We start from the raw sequence: 18,761 nt of genomic DNA, 5'->3' as shown, positions 1-18,761 counted from the left end.
TCCGGGAGATCGACACGGGATTTGTTCTTCCCTTTCCGCGCCGCCAAGTGGCCGTAACGACAGGGCTTCATGGCGCCGCCGCTGCTGAGGGTGTGCTCAGGGGTATAGTGACGCCATGAGCAATCCCGTGGGCCTGACCATCCGGACCGCGCAGATGGAGGTGCTCGCCGCCGACCTCCGCCAACGCTTCGAGGACCGCCTGCGCGAGGACCTGGTGCGCTACTGGCCGGACGCCTGCCGCGAGCTCGGAGACGCGGGCCTGCGCGGCCGGGTCCGCGAAGGCGTGGAGCGGGCCCAGGCGCATGGCGTAAGCGCGCAGCGCGACGTGCTGCGCTTCCTCAATGTCGTGTTCGCGCTCGGGCCCGGGTTCGAGTCCGACGTCCGCTACCCGTGGGCGGCAGACATCCTCGGCGCGCCGGGAGTCCCCGCGGCGGTGCGGATGGACCAGCTCTGCGCGCACGTCCAGCAGGTGCTGGGATGAGCGACTCCCGGGACAGCTTCGCGAACCTGGATGCGGCGGCGCGGAAGGAGTCCGACCAGCCGGTGGGCAGCCCCGTCCAGCCCTGTCCGTATGCCCGCAAGGTGCGCCTTCGCATTGCCCTGCGCGACGCGTCTTTCGGCGTCCAGGCGAACCGGCGCTACCAGCTCCAGGTGGGCGCCGAGATTTTCAAGGGCGTCACCACCCCGGAGGGGCTCATCGACCAGCTGCTCCCGTCGGATGCCACCGAGGCGCGGCTCCAGGTGTGGCCCGTCGAGGCGGAGGGCGCGCGTCCGCGGGTGTGGAAGCTGGAGCTGGGCAAGCTGCTTCCTGCCTCGATGCTCGAGGGCGCACAGGCGCGGCTGGTGAACCTCGGGTTCGCCAGCGAGCGGAGCGGCACGGCCGGTCCGAAGACGAAGGCGGCGCTGGGCTCCTTCCAGGCGCTGTTCCAGCTCGAGGAGACGGAGACGCTGGATTCGGCGACCCAGAAGCGCCTGGACGAGGTCTACCGCCAGCCGGAGGCGGTGGCGGAGACCGGCGTCCACTGGACGCCGCCGGTCTCCAAGCCGTTCAAGCCCTCACAGACACGCGCGGCGAACCCGCCGGTTGCCCGTGTCCGCGATGAATAGGTTGCGCCCGGCCAGGTCCACGGCGATGCCCCGCGGGGCGCTGATGTTCGCGGCGGTGGGCTGACCCCCATCTCCCGCGAAGCCGTTGGCGCCGCTGCCGGCCACCGTGGAGATGGTGCCGTCCTGCACCTTGCGGACGCGGTGGCTGCCCGAGCAGCTGATGTAGAGCACGCCGGCGTTGTCCACGGACAGCCCGCTCGGCGTGTCGAGCCGCGCGAGCGTCGCATTGCCATTGTCGCCCGTCATGCCCTGGACGCCGGTGCCCGCGACGGTGGTGATGTCGCCGGTGTCCAGCTCGATGCTCCGGACGCGGTGGTCCCCCACCGTGGCGACGAACACGTCGCCGGAGTCGGCCACGGCCAGGGCGATGGGGTCGTGGAGCTGGGCGGCGTTCGCGGCACCGCCGTCCCCGCCGAAGGCCCCGGTGCCGTCGCCCGCATAGGTGCTGATGCGCCCGGTGGCCAGCTCGACCTTGCGGATGCGGTGGTTGCCCCGGTCGCAGATGTAGAGCACCTGTGTCTCGCTGTCGAAGCCCACGTCCGTGGGGGTGTGCAGGCGCGCGGCCGTGGCCAGCCCGTTGTCGCCCTGGAAGCCGGCCGTCCCGTTGCCCGCGACGAGGGAGATGAGCCCCGTCGTCAGCTCGACCTTGCGGACCCGGTGGTTGCCGGAGTCGGCGATGAACAGGATGTTGTGCTTCGGGTCGTACGCCGTCCCCATGGGCGTGTGCAGCCGCGCGTTGAGCGCCAGCGTGTTGGAGTCCCCCGTGCTCGCGTTGGTGCCGTCACCGGCCACGGTCGACAGGGTCCCGGCGGCGACCTTGCGGACGCGGTGGTTGCCGCCATCGGCGATGAACACCGCGCCGGAGCCCGGGGTGATGGCCAGGGGGCCCTGGAGGCGCCCCGCGGCCGCGCCGCCCCCGTCTCCCTGGAAGCCCGCGGTCCCACTGCCCGCATACGCGGCGATGTTGCCGGTGTTCGTGTCGACGACGCGCACGCGGTGCTGGTTCTGGTCGACGATGTAGACGGAGGTGCCGTTCACGGCCACCGCGACGGGCGCGTCCAGCCGGGCGGCCGTGGCCGCGCCACCGTCGCCATTGTTGCCCGCATGGCCCGTGCCCGCGAACGTGTCGATGTCACCGCCGTCCACGACGCGGATGCGCCGGTTGCCACTGTCCGCGATGTAGACGATGCCATTGTCGTCGACCGCCACCCCGGTGGGGGCATTGAGCCGGGCATTCTCCGCGGCCGCGCCATCTCCCAGGAAGCCCTGCGTCCCGGTTCCCGCGAAGGCCTTCAGCCCTCCCACGGTGCTCCACCGCACGCGGTGGTTGCCGCTGTCGGCGATGTACAGGTTGCCACCGCCGTCCATGCAGATGCCCCGGGGCGTGCGCAGGTTCGCCGCCGTGGGCGGGCCATCGTCACCGGTGTTGCCCGCGACGCCGCCCACGCCCACCACCGTCTGGATGCGCCCGGTGGCCAGCGCCACGGCGCGGACGCAGTGGTTGCCCGAGTCGGAGATGTACAGCAGCCCGTCGTGGTCGTCGAAGGCCAGGCCCATGGGCGCATTCAGGTGCGCGGCCGTCGCCGGGCCGCCGTCGCCCGCGAAGCCCTGGGTCCCATTCCCGGCCAGCGCGGAGATGATGCCCGTGGACAGGTCGACCTGCCGCACGCGGTGGGAGACGGCGTCGGCGATGAAGAGGAGGTTGCGTCCCGGGGCCACGGCGAGCGCCGTCGCCTGTCTCAGGCTGGCGGCGGTCGCCTGCGCGGCGGAGTCACCCTGGTAGCCCTGGTTCCCATCTCCGGCCAGCGCGGTGATGAGGCCGGTGGAATTCACCTTGCGGACGCGGTGGTTTCCGCCGTCGGAGACGTAGAGGTTCCAGTTGTTGTCCTGGGTGACGTGTGAGGGTGTGGTGAACCGCGCGGCGGGGGCCCGCCCTCCATCCCCGGTGTTCGCGTTGTTCCCATCCCCGGCGAAGGTGATGACGTTGGCCGGGAACATCCCCTGGAAGTAGTGGACGGACAGCGAGCAGGGGCCATTCGGACACGTGCGGGGAATCCGGTGGCAGCCCACCTGGGGCGCACCCGAGGCGGCGGCGAGGGCCACGCGGGCCGCCGCCACCGCCGCGCTCGCGACCTGGTCGATGTGGCCGCTGGGCGTGCCGACGATGGCGGCGATGGCGCCAATCCTGGGCAGCAGCTTCGCATTCTCGTTGTTGGTGAGCGTCGCCGGGCGCCCGGCGTGGGGGTTGATGGCGATGGCGGGCACGAGCGCGGCCGCCGCGGAGAGGGCGGCCCGGATGTCATCCCGCAGTCCACCCAGCTGCAGCGCCGCGACCGCCGCGGCGGCGGGGGGCTGGTGGGCCTGCGACAGGCCGCCCGTCTGGCCGATGAGGGCCTGGGCCGCCGCCGCCACCGCCGTGCTCACCGCGTCGCGCAGCGCGTCCGTCGTCGGGACGTTGGCAGCGCCGCGTGCATGGACCGCCGTGCGGAACTCCTGGAGGAAGTCCGCCGGAATGGCCTCCCCGGCCGCGCGCCGGGTGGTCGCATGGTTCGCGCAGCCGTAGGCCTCGGCGGCGGCGTACCGGGCCTGTGAGGGCAGCCCGAGCCCGGGGTCCTCGGCGAGCAGGCCATCCACCATCGTCCGGACCCAGCCGGAGACCTCCTGGGCCACCTTGGCGGCCGCCACCATCACGCACTCCACGGCGGCGCGGGCCATCTCCTGCGCGTTGGGATGGTTCGCGGCGTTCGCCGTCGCGACGGCCACGTTGAGGGCCGCGGTGACGGTGGCATGGACCGCGCCGCCGCCCGCGAGGGCCATCGTGTTCGCGACCTGGGCCAGGGTCTGCGCGGGGGCCTGCACGGCGGGCACACTCAGGGCCGCGGCGACCGCGGGCACCCGGGCCTCGTGGGCGGCCTGGAAGGCGGCTCCGACGGCGACCGCGTCCCCGTTGGCCAGCCCGCCCTCGTACAGTTCGACCTCCGCCGAGGTCGCCGCCAGCAGCGACACCGCCGCCCGGTTGATGGCGAGCGCATTCGCGCCGGGGGCCACCGAGCACGGGCCCAGGGCGGCACCCGGCCACACCAGCCCCACGTTGCCGCGGGGCCCCGCGAACCGGGCGGTGACCTCCGCGCCGCCGGTGTCCATCCGGTGGTCGTCGTCCCAGCCGCGTCCCTCATAGGCGGCGGCGCCCCGGTTTCCGTTCGGGTGGCCGTACTCGTTGCCCCACCCGAAGGAGTACGCCAGGAGCACGGGCTGGCCCGCCGCGGGCCTGGGGATGTAGGCCGCATGTCCGACGGCCGCGCCATGGTGCCCGGCCACCATGCCCACGCACGTCCCGTCGCAGCCGTGAGGCGCGGTGTTCTGCGCCCGGTGCCGCTCGAAGGTGCAGTCACCGGTGAGCAGCATGAACTGGTTGGCCCCGCCGGGCTCCTGCAGCCGGAGCGCGAGCCCCGAGTTGTTGGTGTCCTTGCCGGAGACCTTGAACACACGGAAGTGCGAGTACGTGGAGTGGGCCATGGCCGGCGCGTTGGCGTGGTTCTCGTCCGGCCAGCAGTTCAGGGTGCCGGCGTTTGCCACGTACGTCTTCATGCCATGCCCCGCGGCGCTGGCCGCGATGGCCTGGCGCCAGGCCGTGGCGCCGGAGTCCTGGGACGGTGCGAGGCACACCAGGTTGTTGAGGTTGCCCAGGCCAATCTGCTCGGACATGCTCCGGTAGTGGTCCTCGTCCCAGTGCGACTGGATGAAGAGGCTGTAGTTGACGTCGAGGCAGAACGTCGGCGCCGGGTGGGGATAGGTGAACTGGCTGCCGTTCATCCCTCCGCCCATGTCGTAGTAGATGAAGGGCCGCCACTCGTCATTGAAGACGACGTTGCAGTTGCCCTGCCCCACGTCACACACCACCACGAACCGGGGGATGGTGTCCGGACCCACCGGGAACCAGTTGTTGAGGAGCGTGTCCGCGGTGGCCTGCACGAGATTGACCCTGGCCATGGCTCAGTTGTCTCCCGGGTTGTGGCCCTGAAGGCCGATTTCCAGCGTGCGCAGCTTGCGCAGCCCGCTCTGCGTGGGACGGATGCGGGCAATGCCCGTGATGAAGACGGAGTCCTCCCGTCCGGAAGAGCCGACCCGGGCCGGGTTGGTGTCGTTCCAGGCCGGCAGGTACCGGGCGACCTCGAGGTACGCGCCCTCGTCCGGGCGGTCTTCCCGGCAGAACACCTCCACCCAGTTGCCGACGTAGAAGGAGGGCCGGCCCTGGTCGTCCCTCACCAGCTCGTCGCGCAGCCGGTCCTCGAGGTGGCAGACGTCGAGCACGCAGAAGCCCGAGGCATGAGCGCTGGTGTGCCAGTTCGGGAAGTCGCGCAGGTCGTCCCTGAAGCCATCGAACCAGTCGGCGACGAAGGCCTCCAGCAGCACATGGAGGTTGTCCACGCCGCGCGAGTCCTCCGGCGACTTGTCGCGGATATAGGCGTAGTAGCGCAGCACGGGGTTCTCCTCCCGGAGCGCGTCCTGCATCCTGACCTCGCCCTCGTCGTAGAGGAGGACCTGGTGCACCACGACCGGGGGGGCGTCCTGTGCCACGCAGCCCTCACCGCAGGCCGGGCCCTGATTGCAGATGACGCACAGCAGCCGGTCGCAGCGCTGGCATGCCTGGAGCTCTTCGTGGACGCGGGGGTTGAGGCACGGGCGTGGCATCCACGGTTCATATCAGGTGCGCGAGCCCCTTCGGCGCGGGCCGGGGAGCTCGCGCGCGGAGGCCTCGAGAAAAAAGGCGGGCCCACCCTTTTCGGATGAGCCCGCCGGAGACTTCCCTGACGTCGGTGGCGTCTAGCGGCGCGCGCGGGCGCGAGCCTCGGCGGGCTTGCGCCGACGGCCGACCAGCGCGGCCACGGCGAGCAGCCCCGCGGCGATGAGCGGCACGCCGCCCGTGCCCGTGGCCGAAGCGCCGCAGCCCTGGGGCGCGCCGCCGGGCGCGTCACCCGGAGCGCCCGTGCCGGGCAGGTCGTCGCCAGGCATCACGCCCAGGCCCGGCTGGTTGCCCAGCACGGGGGCCGGCGTCTCGGCCACCGGCGCCTCGGGCCCGGTGCCCGGGACTTCCGGCTCGGAAGGCGTCGTGGGCAGCTCGGGCACGCTCACCACCGGAGGCGTCGGCTCGGGAGTGGGCTCGGGAGTTGGCGCCGGGGCCGGCGGCATCACGTCCTCCAGCTTGGAGGCCATGGTGAAGCCGTCGTGGTAGACGTAGGCCTCTGGGCGGATGGAGTCATCCCGGTACAGGCCGAGCTTCAGGTAGTTGAACTCGCTGCCGTACTGCGTGGCGGCATACGTCTTGGGCACCGCGAGCTCGCCGTTGTGCCACAGCTGCACGTAGCCGACCTTCTTGTTGGAGGACCACTTCACCTCCAGCACGAAGTCGTGCCACTGGCCGCGGTCCAGCGGGGCCTGCCACACAACAGGGCCGCTCGCGCCGCCCACGCGCATGTTCATCTCCTCGCCGCGCACGAAGAACTCCAGCGGCGGCGAGCCGCAGCACCCTTCCTGGTGCCACTGGGCGAAGACCTGCCAGCTGTCCGCGCTGGGGTAGTTCTTCGGGAACTGGGTGCTCCACTTGTAGAACCACGTGGAGCCGGCCTTCTCCTGGCTGATGTAGAGCAGCTCGTTGCGGTTGCCACTGGCACCGATGGGGTCATCCCCCTGGCGCACGGTGGCCTTCAGCGCATAGCGGCCCTCACGAACGACGTCCGACACGACCTGGAGGCGGCTGTTGGCGACGCTCTGGGACCGCGTCCACTGCGAGATGTTTCCCGTCTCGAAGTCGCCCTTCCACACGGTGCCTGCGGAGGCGAGCGCGGGAAGCAGAGACAGCATGGCGACGAGGCGAAGGAGATGCGGCAAGCGAGGTCCTTTCGTTCCGGGTTGGCGCATAGGGACACTCGGGCGGGCTGGCCACTTCCCGCTCGTGCCCCCCTGCCAACCCCCACTCGTCCAGGGGCTCGCCCTGCGGGACGGGGGGCTGGCGACCCACCCCGCGGCCGCGGCTCCCGCCGCCAGCAAGGTTGAGGTCGCAATGATTCCAGCGGGATGCGCGGAGGATGCTGCTCAAGGATTCCGCCGTACTCCGTCTCTTCTCCAGGCCGCCCGGTTTCCGGCCTGGCCGCTGGCCGTAATGCGGCCAGTCAGGACGGGGAGGGGGCTCCAGAGGTCAGGAGCAGGGCTTCAGCAAGGCATGGAATTCAACGCTGGGCAGCCCGCGTGGACAGGGATTCCGTGGAATGAGGAACGTCTGGACCCCCCGGGTCTGGACCGAGCCGTCCGGCGCGAGGTCGGCGGTACAGGGTTGTTGGTGTAGAACGCGGTAGGTGGGCGGCTGCGTGGGGGTGTCGCCCGAGGGGGCAGTATGTTGAAGCCGGCGTACGACAAACTCCTGGTGCTGGCGCTGGCTACGCCCGTGCTCGTCCTGACGGTCTTCCTGGCGCGGGCTCCCTCCAAGGGGAGTGGTGGCGGCGTGCCGGCCCAGTTCTGGGCCGAGCGGCGCGCGTCCGCCCGTATCGAGGCCCGGCTGACGCACCCGGAGGCAGACAAGCACCGGCCGCGCACGTCGTCCGGTGGCTGTCCCGTGCCCCCCGAGCCCATCCCCCTGAGGGAGCTGGCGCGGCTGGAGGAGGCCGGGGACTGGGGTGGCATCGCCGCCGCCTATGCCCTGCAGGGCGAGTGGAACCAGGCGGCCTCCTTCCTGGAGCGGATGCCCGAGTCCCCGGACCGCGACAGCGACCTGGCCGCGGTGCACCTGGCGCGCGGCGCCCACGAGCAGGCCCTGCGGCTGCTGGACGCGGTGCTGACCTCCCACCCCAAGCACCCCCAGGCGCTGTGGAACCGCGCGCTGGTGCTCCAGGAGATGGGGCTCACCATGAAGGCGGCGGAGACCTACGAGCAGGTCGCCACGCTCAACGAGCAGGGCTGGGGCCGCGAGGCGCACGCGCACGCGCTCACCCTGCGCGAGGAGACGCTGGAGCGCGCCCGCAGGTGGCAGGCCGCGCGGGACGCCACGCTGGCGCTGATGGAGGACGGCGCCCAGAAGCCGCTGCCGCTGGAGGAGGCGCGCCAGCACCCCGGCGTCGTCCGGCAGAACCTCTATGACGTGGTGCGCTCGGCCACCTCCAAGGAGCGTGCGCTGGAGCTGCTGCCGCTGGCGCAGGAGCTGGACAAGCTGCAGGGCGGCTCCGCCATGAGCGACTACGTGCGGCGCGTGGCGGCGCGGGACTTCGCGCGGCGCGGCCCGCTGGCGAAGGGCTACGCGGAGCTGGTGAAGGGCCACCTGGGCGAGCTGGAGCGGGTGCGGCAGCAGGCCCGCGCCTCCGGCGAGGGCGACGTCTTCCTGGGCACGCTGCTGCTGGCCAAGGCCACGCAGGGGCCCAACCTGGAGGAGGCGCGCGCGGAGGTGGGCCGCCAGCAGGACCCGTGGCTCCAGCTCATCATCGAGCGCGAGCTGGCCCGCAAGGAGGTGGCGGAGGGCACGTGGTGGAAGGCCGAGCAGCGCATCTTCGCCGCGCTCCAGCGCTGCCGCGAGGGGGCCTTCTCCGCGCGCTGCGTGGACCTGGAGCTGCGCCTGACGATGCTCTACATCGACCTGCAGCGGCTCACCGAGGCGGAGCAGCACGCGCGCACCGCGTGGTCCTGGGCGCGCCAGCTGCGCGAGTGGCACCTGGAGTTCACCGCGCTGGAGACGCTGGTGCACGCGGCGCGCTCGCGCAACGACTTCGCCAGCGCCCGGGCCTATGTGGAGGAGTGGGCCGCGCGGGGCGGGCGCAACGGGGACTGCTACTGGTCCCGCGTCAACCTGGCGCACATCTACTACCTGGACGCCAAGCTGGAGCCCGCGCGCCGGGAGCTGGACGCGGCGGTCTCATGCCCGGGCGCGAAGCTGGACCCGATGTTCGCGGCGACGCTGGCGGAGCTGGCCCGCACGCACCAGGGGCCGAACGACCTGGAGCTGCTCAAGCGCGCCATCGGCGGCACCCAGACGCTCGTCTACGAGCTGCCGGGGCACTTCTCGTATGCGCGCTACCTCGAGGGCCGCTACGTGATGGAGCAGGACCGCGCGCGCGGCGAGGCGCTGCTGCGGCAGACCATCGACGAGACGAAGAAGCTGCCGCGCAGCGACACGCTGGCGCGCGAGGCCTGGGCGCTGAGCAACTCCACGCTCATCTCCGAGGCGGGACGCGCGGGGGACTTCCCCAAGGCGCTGGCGCTGATGGTGGACCAGCTGGACACGCCCGCGCCGAAGCGCTGCTCGCTGGGGCTGTCCGTCCACGGTGAGCGCACGACGATTGTCGTGCAGGGGCCGGGCGGCGAGGTGAAGGGGCACTACGACGCGGACCGCAAGGAGAGCTTCGCGCGCATCAGCTCGTCGCGCCTCATCCCGGAGCCGCTGCGGCAGGTGCTCCGCGGCTGCGAGCAGGTGGACGTCTTCGCGTGGCCGCCGGTGCTGGGGCGCACGGACCTGTTCCCCGCGGAGGTGGCCTGGAGCTTCCGGCTGGGCCGGGGCGCGCGGGCCCAGGCGGCGGCGCCGACGCCGCAGCGGCTGGTCGTCTCCAGCGTGGAGGCACCCTCGCTGCTCCAGCTCCCCCGGCTGCCGGCCTGGACGCCGCCGCCGGACCCGGAGCCCACGGCGATGCAGGTGCTCACCGGCTCGGAGGCCACGCCCTCGCGCGTGCTGGCCAGCATGAAGGCCGCCACCGAAATCGAGATTCACGCTCACGGCCTGGTGGACCCCACCATCTCCGACGCGTCGCTGGTGGTGCTCTCCCCCGAGGGAGACGGCCGCTACGCGCTCACCGCGGACGCCGTGCGCGAGCAGAAGCTGTCGGGCGCGCCCCTGGTGTTCCTGGCCGCGTGCAGCGCGGGCCGCACCACCACGTCCGCCTCCTACGAGCCGTTCAGCCTGCCCGCCGCCTTCATCGACGCGGGCGCGCGGGCGGTGCTGGCCTCCACCGTGGACATCCCCGACGCGGCCGGCCGCTTCTTCGACGGCGTGCGCCAGCGCATCCGCGCGGGCACCGCCCCCGCCCTGGCCCTGCGCGACGAGCGGGTGAAGTGGCTGACGCGAGACGCCCGCGCCGCCTGGACGCGGCACATCCTGCTCATCGAGACGGGGGACTGAGGGCCCTACCGGGGCTCGGGCAGGTACGTATTTCCGCCGGGCACCTGGAAGTGGTGGAACGTCACGGACGCGCTCACGTCCAGGGCGCGCACCCAGTGCCACCAGCCCAGGGGGATGAAGAGCAGCTCCCCCGGCTCCACCACCGCCTCCACCACGTTGGCCTCCGCGTAGAGGGGGAAGGCCTTCAGGTCCGGGTTGCCCGCGTCCACGTGGCTGAAGGTGCCCAGGCGCGAGTACACGAGGTGCCGCTGGAAGGAGGGCACCATCCGCACGTGCTTGCGGCCCATCACCTGCGCCAGCAGCACGTTCATGTTGTCGTGGTGCAGCGGGGTGACGGTGCCCGCGGGGCCCAGGAGCAGCGTCATCATGTCCGGGCGGATTTCCGGGGCGATGATGCCCCGCGGGGCGCGCACGTCTTCGCGCAAGGGCGCCAGCGCGTCCCGGCGCCAGTTCTCGTTGCGCGGCACCATGTAGTAGTCGTTCGTCTCGCCCCCCGTCGCCACCATGCGCAGGTAGTCGCGAAAGCGCATGGAGGTGCGGTGCTTCTCCGCCTGGGGGGAGTGCTCCGGGTTCGCGTTGCGCCCCGTCATCACCTCCACCTCCGCGTCCCCCGCCTTCTCCGCCAGGTAGGACAGGGACCAGCGGCCCAGCGCGGGCCAGTCCCCCATCATCCCCGTCAGCACCACCGGCCGGTGGCCGAAGTAGTACTGGGTGAAGAACGCCTCCGGGGTGAGGTCCGCCCGCTTCTCCAGGGCCCGGTGGTGCCCGGCCTGGCGGTGGAGGTTGCTGTACGAGTCCATGACGGACTCCATCCAGGCATACCGGCGCCCCAGGCGCTGGCAGGCCTGGAAGTAGGGGTGGGCCGCCACGGCCGCCACCTCCTCACGCGCGACGTCCTCCGCCACGCCGGCACCCACCAGGGCCTGTCGCGCCGCGTCCTCGCCCAGCCCCAGCGCCAGGTTTTCAACCAACCACAACCGCCACTCGTGGGAGAGGCGGGGCTTATCCATGCTCATTGAGAACTCTCTGGATTCCAGGGTCCATCTCGACCGCCGGCCTCTCACGGAATCGCTTCCGGCATGCTAAGGACACCGACGTCTCAAGTTTCCACTGACTACCCACTCCGTGTGCTGTCTGTAATCAGTCCGCACACAGACTTAGTGTGCTGTCCGTCCCCGGCCAGCATGAGGAGCGAGCGCCATGACGACCGGTGCCACCCCTTCCGCGACGACTCCCACCGCCGACGCCGAGCCCCTCGTGCGGAGCAACTACGTGGACTGCTCCACCACCGAGGCCCTGCAGCGCCAGCGCCAGCCGACGCCCCTGCCGACGACGCCGCCCCTGGTGGACGCGGACGGGGCGGCACCCGAGTCTCGCTGATCCCCTTGCCCGGACAGGGTTTTTCCACCCTCCCGGGCATTTTCCTGTCCGGCGCGCTCTTTTTCTTTCCAAGGAATAAGGCGTCGCGCGTTTCTGACTGGGAAACCACCAGCAGCGCAAGCGTGGGGCATCATGGCAAACCTCTTCAACCGGGAGCGGAGACGCTTTGAAGCGTTCATCCGTCAGCACCGGCCGGGCCTGTTGGGCCTGGCCCGCCGGTTGTGCGCCCGCTCCAGTCTGGAGCCGGAGGACCTGGTTCAGGAGACCTTCGAGCGGGCGATGCCGGAGTTCGAGCACCTGAAGGACAGGACGGACTCGGCGGCAGCGGCCTGGCTGTGTACGACCATGACGAACCGCTTCCTGGACTACTGCCGCCGTCAGCGGACGGAGTCCCGGGGGCTGCCTCACCTGGCGCTGGTGCAGGACATGGCGGGTACACCGGAGGAGCCCCGGGAGAACTGGGAGCTGGTGCACACCGAGGGTTTCCAGAAGGCGATTGATCAGCTCAAGCCGCACCTGCGTGACGCCTACCGGCTGCACGCGGAGGGCAAGCGGTACACGGCCATCGCCGAGCATTTCAACGTTCCCGTGGGCACCGTGGGCAGTTGGCTCACGCTGGCGCGCCGGGACCTGAAGGAACTGCTGCTGCCCCAGGTGGCGGTAGCCCGGGAGCAGGGGGCGACGAGCTCATGAACACGACACCATGCAGCAAGCTGCATCTCTTCGTAGACGGCGAGCTGTCGGCGACGGAGGCGGATGCATTCCGCAACCACCTGACGCGGTGTGCCGACTGTGAAGTGGGGCTGAGGGATTTGCTCCAGCTGGAGCTGCTCGCGACGAGGGCGCTGGCGGGCACGGAGGCGGAGGCGCCGGAGGGCGGCGGCAAGGTGACGCGGCTGCGGCCGTGGCTGAGCCGGGCGTACCGGACGGCGGTACCGGTGGCGCTGGCGGCGGGGCTGGCGGCGGTGGGGGTGGTGCGGATGCAGGCGGAGCCGGAGCTGCCGGGTGAGGTGTGGCTGGCGAGCGCGACGGAGCGGACGCTGGACGCGCGGCTGAGCCACCCGAAGGCGGACCGCTTCCTGCCGTACGTGCCGATGCGCGGCACGGCGCACTCCATGGACGTGCTGCCGCTGCGGCCGCTGGCGGAGCTGGAGGAGCGCAAGGACTTCAGTGGCATCGCCGCGGCGTACGCGCTGCGCGGGGACTGGCAGCAGGCGGAGGCCTTCCTGGCGCGGGCGCCGGAGTCGGCGGACAAGGACAATGACCGCGCGGTGGTGGTGATGCGCCGGCAGCGGTGGGAGGAGGCGCTGGGCCTGCTGGGCGGGGCGCTGCGCCAGGAGCCGAAGCACGCGCAGGCGCTGTGGAACCGCGGGCTGGCGCTGCACGGGCGCGGGCTCTTGAAGCAGGCGGAGGCGTCCTTCCGCGAAGTGGCGGCGCTGCCGGACCAGGACGAGGGCTGGAAGCAGGAGGCCGAGGCCCGGGCGAACGACCTGCGCAACAAGCGCGAGTCGGAAGGCGCGCGGTGGCGCCAGCTGGTGAGCGAAGCGTCCGCGCAGCTGTCCGAGGGCAAGGCGGACGTCGCGCAGCTGGTGCAGCAGCCGGCGGTGGCGCGCGAGGCCCTCTACGAGACGGTGCGCACGGCCACCACGCCGGGCGCGGTGACGGCGCTGCTGCCGCTGGCGGCGGAGCTGGACCGGGTGGGTGGCGGCACGGTGCTGCAGGACTACGTCAATGACATGGCGGCGCGTGACTTCGCCGTGCGCGCCCCGCTGGCCCGCGAGTACGCGAAGCTGCTGAAGGGCGAGGGCACGCCGGGCGTGCTGGACACGCTGCGCCGCTCGCAGGAGTGGGACCTCTACTTCGGCGCGCTGGTGCACACGGGTGAGGCGGCGAAGGACGCCGAGGCGCTCCAGGCGCTCCAGCGGTTCGCGTATGGCTCGAGGGACCCGTGGCTGAGCATGCTGGCCGAGCGCGAGCGCGCCCGGAGCGAGGACCTGGCGGGCCGTCAGAGCAGCGCGGAGCAGATGCTGCTGGCCACGCTGCGCTCCTGCGAGGCGCACCGCAAGCTGCTCAACTGCTCGGAAATCTACTGAAGCACGAGGCTTGAGACGCCCGGCCCCGGCTCGATGCCGGAGCGCCAGGGCTTCACGGGAGGCCGGTCCGAGAGGGCCGGCCTCGTTTGTTTTCCGCGGGGCGCGTGTCGTCCACCGGGCGGAGGCGGCGACGCGGGAGGGCCAGGAGCGCGCGGGGCGTGGCAGGCTCCGGAGACGGCCCCCTCCAGGAGCACCCGCATGCCCCCGTCCGCACCGCGCAACATGAGTGACTACGAGGCCACCCGCCGCGACTTCCGGTGGGAGCGGCCCGAGCACTTCAACTTCGCCACCGACGTGGTGGACCGGCACGCCCGCGAGCGGCCGGACGCGCTGGCGATGCTCTGGTCCGACGAGGCGGGACGGGAGCGGCGCTTCACCTGGGAGGACCTGCGGCAGCACTCGCTGCACGCCGCGCGCTTCCTCGCGGGGCAGGGGCTGCGCAAGGGGGACAGGACGTTCATCATCATGCCGCGCGTACCGGAGTGGTGGTTCCTGGTGCTGGGGTGCATCCGCGCGGGCATCGTCTTCATGCCCGGCACGCCCATGCTCACCGTCAAGGACATCCGCTACCGGCTGGAGGCCGCGAGCGCCAGCGCCGTCATCGCCGACGTGGGCTGCCTGGACCGCTTCGAGGGGCTGGCGGGCGCGGGCCGGGTGAAGACCTGGGTGGCGGTGGGGGAGGGCGCGCCCTCGCCGTGGGTGCGCTACTCGGTAGACGCGGACGTGGGCGCGCAGGCGGCGGGCTTCGAGCCCACACGCGCGGAGGACCCGCTGCTCATCTACTTCACGTCCGGCACCACGGGCATGCCGAAGATGGTGCTGCACACGCAGGCAAGCTACGGGCTGGGCCACGTGATTACCGGGCGGTACTGGCTGGATTTGACGCCGGAGGACCGGCACCTGACGCTGAGCGACACCGGCTGGGCGAAGTGCGCGTGGGGCAAGCTCTTCGGGCCGTGGAGCCAGGGGGCGTGCAACGTCGTCTACGACTTCCGGGGGCGGTTCGAGCCGGCGAAGCTGCTCGGGGTGCTGGAGTCCCAGCGCGTCACCACCTTCTGCGCGCCGCCCACCGCGTGGCGGGCCCTGGTGCTGCAGGAGCTGAAGGGCTTCGACCTGTCCTCGCTGCGGCACACGGTGAGCGCGGGCGAGCCGCTCAACCCGGAGGTCATCGACTCGTGGAAGGCGGCCACGGGGCTGCACATCCGCGAGGGCTACGGGCAGACGGAGACGGTGATGGTGGTGGGCATGTTCCCCTCGGTGGAGCCGCGCGTGGGCTCCATGGGCAAGCCGTCGCCGGGCTTCACGGTGGGCATCATCGACGACACGGGCCGCGAGGTGGCGGACGGGCAGGAGGGCGACATCGCCGTGCGCGTGGCGCCGGAGCGGCCGGTGGGCCTGTTCCAGGAGTACCTGGGGGATGACGCCGCCAACCAGGCCTGCCGGCGGGGGGACTGGTACGTGACGGGAGACAGGGCGGTGCGGGACGCGGAGGGCTACTTCTGGTTCGTGGGCCGCGCGGACGACGTCATCAAGACGTCCGGCTACCGGGTGGGCCCCTTCGAGGTAGAGTCCGCGCTGCTGGAGCACGCGGCGGTGGCGGAGTCGGCCGTCATCGGCGTGCCGGACGAGAAGATTGGCCAGCGCATCAAGGCGTACGTGGTGCTGGCCCCGGGCCACGTCGCCTCCCAGGCGCTGGCGAAGGAGCTCCAGGAGCACGTGAAGCACACCACGGCGCCGTACAAGTATCCGCGCGACATCGAGTTCGTCACCGAGCTGCCCAAGACGGTGAGCGGCAAGATTCGGCGCGCGGAGCTGCGGGCCACGCCGCCGAAGCCCGCGTAGGTTTCACGCTCACGCCTCGAAGCGGCGGAGGGTGAAGATGGACATTTCCGGGTCCGCGCCGATGCGGTATTTCCGGCCACCGCGTCCGTAGCCCAGGCCGCGATTCACGTAGAGCACGTTGCCTCGCAAGTCGTAGCGCCCACGCACATAGGGCGAGTCGAGCGCGGCATAGACCCGCTCGGTGATGCCCCGGACGTAGACCTGTCCGCCGTGCGTGTGGCCCGACAGGCAGAGCAGGCCCTGGGACTCCGGCAGGGAGTCGGCGGTGATGGGCGTGTGCGCGAGCACCAGGCGCGAGCCCGACGTCGGCGCGCCCCGGAACGTGGCCTCCACGTCCGCGTGGCCGCTGCGCGCGTCATCCACGCCGAGCACGGTCAGCGGGGCGCCCCGTATCCGGGTCACCGTGTGCGTGTTCTGGAGCACGGTGATGTTCGCGCGCTCCAGGCCCTGGCGCAGGTAGGCCGGCGCCGTCCAGTGGTCATGGTTGCCGAGCACCGCGAAGGCGGGGATGTGGATGCCCGTGAGGAGCTCCTGCACGCGCTCCAGCGGGTCTCCCTTGTTCGTCACGTAGTCCCCCGTGAGGACGACCAGGTCCACGCCCTCGCGCTCCAGCATCCGCACCGCGTGGATGATGCGCCCGTCCGGCGTCGACGGGCCGATGTGCAGGTCCGATAGCTGGGCCACCCGGAGCCCCTCGTGCGCCGGGTCCAGGCCCCGGAGGGCCACGTCCACTCGCGAGATTTCGAACTCCCAGGTTCCTCCTTTCGGACGCACGACCTTCTCCACATACGGGGTGGCGAGCACTGCCGTGCTGCCCAGGACGAACTGCCTTCGACTCATGCGCACGTGGGTCCTCCTCCAGTGAATGGAAGGAAGGGTGTCCCGGAGGTGTGGACCCGGAGTGCTCCCGGGATGAAACGTGTGTGAAACGTGTGGGGACGGCCTGCTCCACGCGCCCGCGTGACATACGCTTCCCTGCACATGGCGCACCTGCTGCTCATCGACGACGACGTGGCGCTGCTCGACGTGCTGTCCCTGTCCTTCGAGGACGCGGGCCACCGGGTGACGTGCGCACGGGACGGCAGGGAGGGGCTGGAGCGGCTGCGCCAGGACAAGCCGGACCTCATCGTCAGCGACGTCAACATGCCGGGCGTGGACGGCTTCACGCTCTGCCGGGGGCTGCGTGGCGCGGGGGACGCGACGCCGCTCATCCTCCTCACCTCGCGCGACAGTGAAATCGACGAGGCGCTGGGGCTGGAGCTGGGGGCGGACGACTACGTGAGCAAGCCCTTCAGCACCCGGGTGCTCCTGGCGCGCGTGGCGGCCCTGCTGCGCCGGGAGGAGCTGCGCGGAGGCGGGACGGCCCGGAGCCCCCGGCTGGTGCGGGGCGCGCTGGAGCTGGACGCGGAGCGACTGGAGGCGCGCTACCAGGGCACTCCGGTGCGCGTCACCGTCACGGAGTTCCGGCTGCTGGAGTCGCTCGCCCGGAGGCCGGGGGTGCTGTTCTCGCGGGAGAAGCTGCTGCAGCTCACGCGGGACGATGACTCCATCGTCGTGGACCGCATCATCGACACATACGTGCGGCGGCTGCGACGGAAGCTGGAGGCGGTGGACCCGGCGTTCGACTGCATCGAGACGGTGGTGGGTGTGGGCTACCGGTGGAAGGAAGGGTGATGCGGCGGCGCGGGACGTTGCGGAGGCATGCCTTCCTGCTGGCGCTGGTGGTGGTGCTGTCGCCGCTGCTGGGCGTCATGGCCATCAGCGGGGTGGAGTCCCTGTTCGGCGACCGCATCCAGGAGCGGACCGAAGAGAGCGCGACCCTGGTGGCGGAGGCGCTGCGCACGGACGGAGTCGAGGCGGCCCGTGACCTGGCCGCCCGGCGCGCGTGGAAGTACTACCAGCGCATCCGGGTGCTGGACGCCGAGGGGACGGTGTTCCTCGATGAGAACAGGATCCTCGGTCATGGGCCCCGCGTGCTCTTCGGGGACGTCTTCTACGGCCCGGAGCGCGCCTTCGTGCTGGAGCGTCTGGACAAGGACTGGGGGCCACCGCTCGGGCGCGCGGAAGTCACCGCGGCGCTGGAGTCCGGGCGGGACGGCTCCTGCCGGGCCTCCATCCCCGGCAACCTCTTTCTCTGCGCGTCGGCAGTGAAGGTGATGGGGCCGCGTGGCGCGGTGCAGGTGGTCCTGGTGGAGGGCAGCTCGCGCCGCGCGCTCCAGGCCGTCTCCGAGTCGCGGCGGCAGCTCCTCAAGCTGGTGCTCTTCACGGCGGCGCTCGGGCTGGGGCTCGCGTGGTGGACGGTGCGCTCCTTCGTGCGGCCCGTGGAGGCGCTGCGCAGCGAGCTGCTGGCCCGCGCCACCGAGGCCGTGCCGAAGGCGCTCTCCCTGCCCGCACCGTCCCGCAATCCCCTGGGGCGTCCGCGCGAGTTGGGCGAGCTGACCGACGCCTTCAACACCGTGCTGACGGCGCTGGGTGAGCGCACGCGCACCAACGAGGCGTTCCTCGCGGACCTGGCGCATGAGTTCAAGAACCCGGTGGCCGCGGTGCGCGCCTGCGCGGAGCGGCTGGCCGAGCCCGGCCCGCTGGACCCGGCCCGCCAGGAGCGGCTGGCGGAGGCGCTGAAGGGGAGCGCCGTGCGGTTGGACTCGCTCGTCACCCAGTTCCTGGAGCTGGCGCGCGCCGAGGCAGGCCTGCCCAACGAGGGCCGCGAGCCGGTGGACGTGGGCGAGCACCTGGACGGGCTCGTCGCGTCGCTGCGGAGCGACCCGCGCCATGAGGGCATCCGCTTCGAGCTGACGCGGCCGTCGGGCCCGCTCGTCGTCCAGGGTGTGCCGCAGCGACTGGAGCTGGCCTTCCGCAGCCTGCTGGAGAACGCGGCGTCCTTCGCGGGCCGGGACGGCTGGGTGCGCGTCACCGTGAGCGCGGGGGCGGACGTGCTTCAGGTGGCGATGACGGACAGCGGGCCGGGGATTCCAGAGGCGGACCTGCCGCGCCTGTTCAACCGCTTCTTCACGCGCCGGGGAGACCGGCACGGGACGGGCCTGGGGCTGGCCCTGGCGCGCGCGGTGGTGGAGGCGCACGGCGGTCGCATCGAGGTGCGCTCGCCTCCGGGGGCAGGCGCCACCTTCGTGGTGGGCCTGCCCCTCACGCGCGGACCTGCCGCCCGGTAGCTGCCCCGCTTCAGG

Annotated in this window: 14 protein-coding genes; 9 read left to right on the top strand and 5 right to left on the bottom strand. The window is 71.9% G+C overall.

The features are described 5' to 3' along the window. Positions 1-115: 115 nt before the first annotated feature. Positions 116-481 carry a hypothetical protein gene (locus tag LXT23_RS00445; RefSeq protein ID WP_253978040.1) on the top strand — a complete coding sequence of 122 codons (366 nt, stop codon included), beginning with the start codon at positions 116-118 and terminating at the stop codon, positions 479-481. Beyond that, positions 478-1,107 carry a peptidoglycan-binding domain-containing protein gene (locus LXT23_RS00440; protein WP_253978039.1) on the top strand — a complete coding sequence of 210 codons (630 nt, stop codon included), beginning with the start codon at positions 478-480 and terminating at the stop codon, positions 1,105-1,107. Before LXT23_RS00445 ends, LXT23_RS00440 begins: the two co-directional genes overlap by 4 nt. Here the strand turns inward: LXT23_RS00440 and LXT23_RS00435 are convergent. The 3 genes from LXT23_RS00435 to LXT23_RS00425 all read right to left on the bottom strand — a co-directional run bounded on the left by LXT23_RS00435 (position 1,057) and on the right by LXT23_RS00425 (position 6,996). Beyond that, positions 1,057-5,097 carry an NHL domain-containing protein gene (locus LXT23_RS00435; RefSeq protein WP_253978038.1) on the bottom strand — a complete coding sequence of 1,347 codons (4,041 nt, stop codon included), beginning with the start codon at positions 5,095-5,097 and terminating at the stop codon, positions 1,057-1,059. The genes LXT23_RS00440 and LXT23_RS00435 overlap by 51 nt on opposite strands. Positions 5,098-5,100: 3 nt before the next feature. Further along, a complete protein-coding gene (locus LXT23_RS00430; RefSeq protein ID WP_253978037.1) occupies positions 5,101-5,799 on the bottom strand; it encodes a hypothetical protein in 699 nt (232 codons plus the stop codon). A gap of 132 nt (positions 5,800-5,931) precedes the next feature. Further along, a complete protein-coding gene (locus LXT23_RS00425) occupies positions 5,932-6,996 on the bottom strand; it encodes a polysaccharide lyase (RefSeq protein ID WP_253978036.1) in 1,065 nt (354 codons plus the stop codon). A 502-nt stretch (positions 6,997-7,498) separates the two neighbouring features. On the opposite strand from LXT23_RS00425, the gene LXT23_RS00420 reads away from it, so the two are divergent. Beyond that, a complete protein-coding gene (locus tag LXT23_RS00420; RefSeq protein ID WP_253978035.1) occupies positions 7,499-10,261 on the top strand; it encodes a CHAT domain-containing protein in 2,763 nt (920 codons plus the stop codon). Between the two features lie 5 nt (positions 10,262-10,266). Here the strand turns inward: LXT23_RS00420 and LXT23_RS00415 are convergent, their stop codons facing one another. Further along, positions 10,267-11,271, bottom strand: a complete 1,005-nt coding sequence (locus LXT23_RS00415; protein WP_253978034.1) for a cupin-like domain-containing protein — start codon at positions 11,269-11,271, stop codon at positions 10,267-10,269. A gap of 190 nt (positions 11,272-11,461) precedes the next feature. On the opposite strand from LXT23_RS00415, the gene LXT23_RS00410 reads away from it, so the two are divergent. The 4 genes from LXT23_RS00410 (at position 11,462) to LXT23_RS00390 (ending at position 15,576) form a co-directional block, all read left to right on the top strand. After that, positions 11,462-11,641 carry a hypothetical protein gene (locus tag LXT23_RS00410; RefSeq protein WP_253978033.1) on the top strand — a complete coding sequence of 60 codons (180 nt, stop codon included), beginning with the start codon at positions 11,462-11,464 and terminating at the stop codon, positions 11,639-11,641. Between the two features lie 132 nt (positions 11,642-11,773). Continuing rightward, complete coding sequence (locus LXT23_RS00405; RefSeq protein ID WP_253978032.1) at positions 11,774-12,334, top strand: RNA polymerase sigma factor; 561 nt, start codon at positions 11,774-11,776, stop codon at positions 12,332-12,334. Beyond that, positions 12,331-13,734 (top strand): zf-HC2 domain-containing protein, encoded by a 1,404-nt coding sequence (locus LXT23_RS50000; RefSeq protein ID WP_267146662.1) that lies wholly within the window; start codon positions 12,331-12,333, stop codon positions 13,732-13,734. The genes LXT23_RS00405 and LXT23_RS50000 overlap by 4 nt, the downstream gene beginning before the upstream one ends. Positions 13,735-13,932: 198 nt before the next feature. After that, positions 13,933-15,576 (top strand): acyl-CoA synthetase, encoded by a 1,644-nt coding sequence (locus LXT23_RS00390; protein ID WP_253978031.1) that lies wholly within the window; start codon positions 13,933-13,935, stop codon positions 15,574-15,576. A gap of 9 nt (positions 15,577-15,585) precedes the next feature. Here LXT23_RS00390 and LXT23_RS00385 read toward each other — a convergent pair whose 3' ends face one another. Next, a complete protein-coding gene (locus tag LXT23_RS00385; protein ID WP_253978030.1) occupies positions 15,586-16,416 on the bottom strand; it encodes a metallophosphoesterase in 831 nt (276 codons plus the stop codon). 120 nt (positions 16,417-16,536) lie between these two features. On the opposite strand from LXT23_RS00385, the gene LXT23_RS00380 reads away from it, so the two are divergent. Together LXT23_RS00380 and LXT23_RS00375 are read left to right on the top strand one after the other, a co-directional pair. Next, positions 16,537-17,250 carry a response regulator transcription factor gene (locus LXT23_RS00380; protein ID WP_253978029.1) on the top strand — a complete coding sequence of 238 codons (714 nt, stop codon included), beginning with the start codon at positions 16,537-16,539 and terminating at the stop codon, positions 17,248-17,250. Then, positions 17,250-18,746 carry a sensor histidine kinase gene (locus LXT23_RS00375; RefSeq protein ID WP_253978028.1) on the top strand — a complete coding sequence of 499 codons (1,497 nt, stop codon included), beginning with the start codon at positions 17,250-17,252 and terminating at the stop codon, positions 18,744-18,746. The genes LXT23_RS00380 and LXT23_RS00375 overlap by 1 nt, the downstream gene beginning before the upstream one ends. The last annotated feature ends 15 nt before the right edge of the window (positions 18,747-18,761 follow it).

This window comes from Pyxidicoccus xibeiensis, from assembly GCF_024198175.1.
Taxonomy (GTDB): Bacteria; Myxococcota; Myxococcia; order Myxococcales; family Myxococcaceae; genus Myxococcus; species Myxococcus xibeiensis.
The sequence above is the reverse complement of the archived record's forward strand: the minus strand, read 5'-3'. Positions and strand labels throughout refer to the sequence as shown.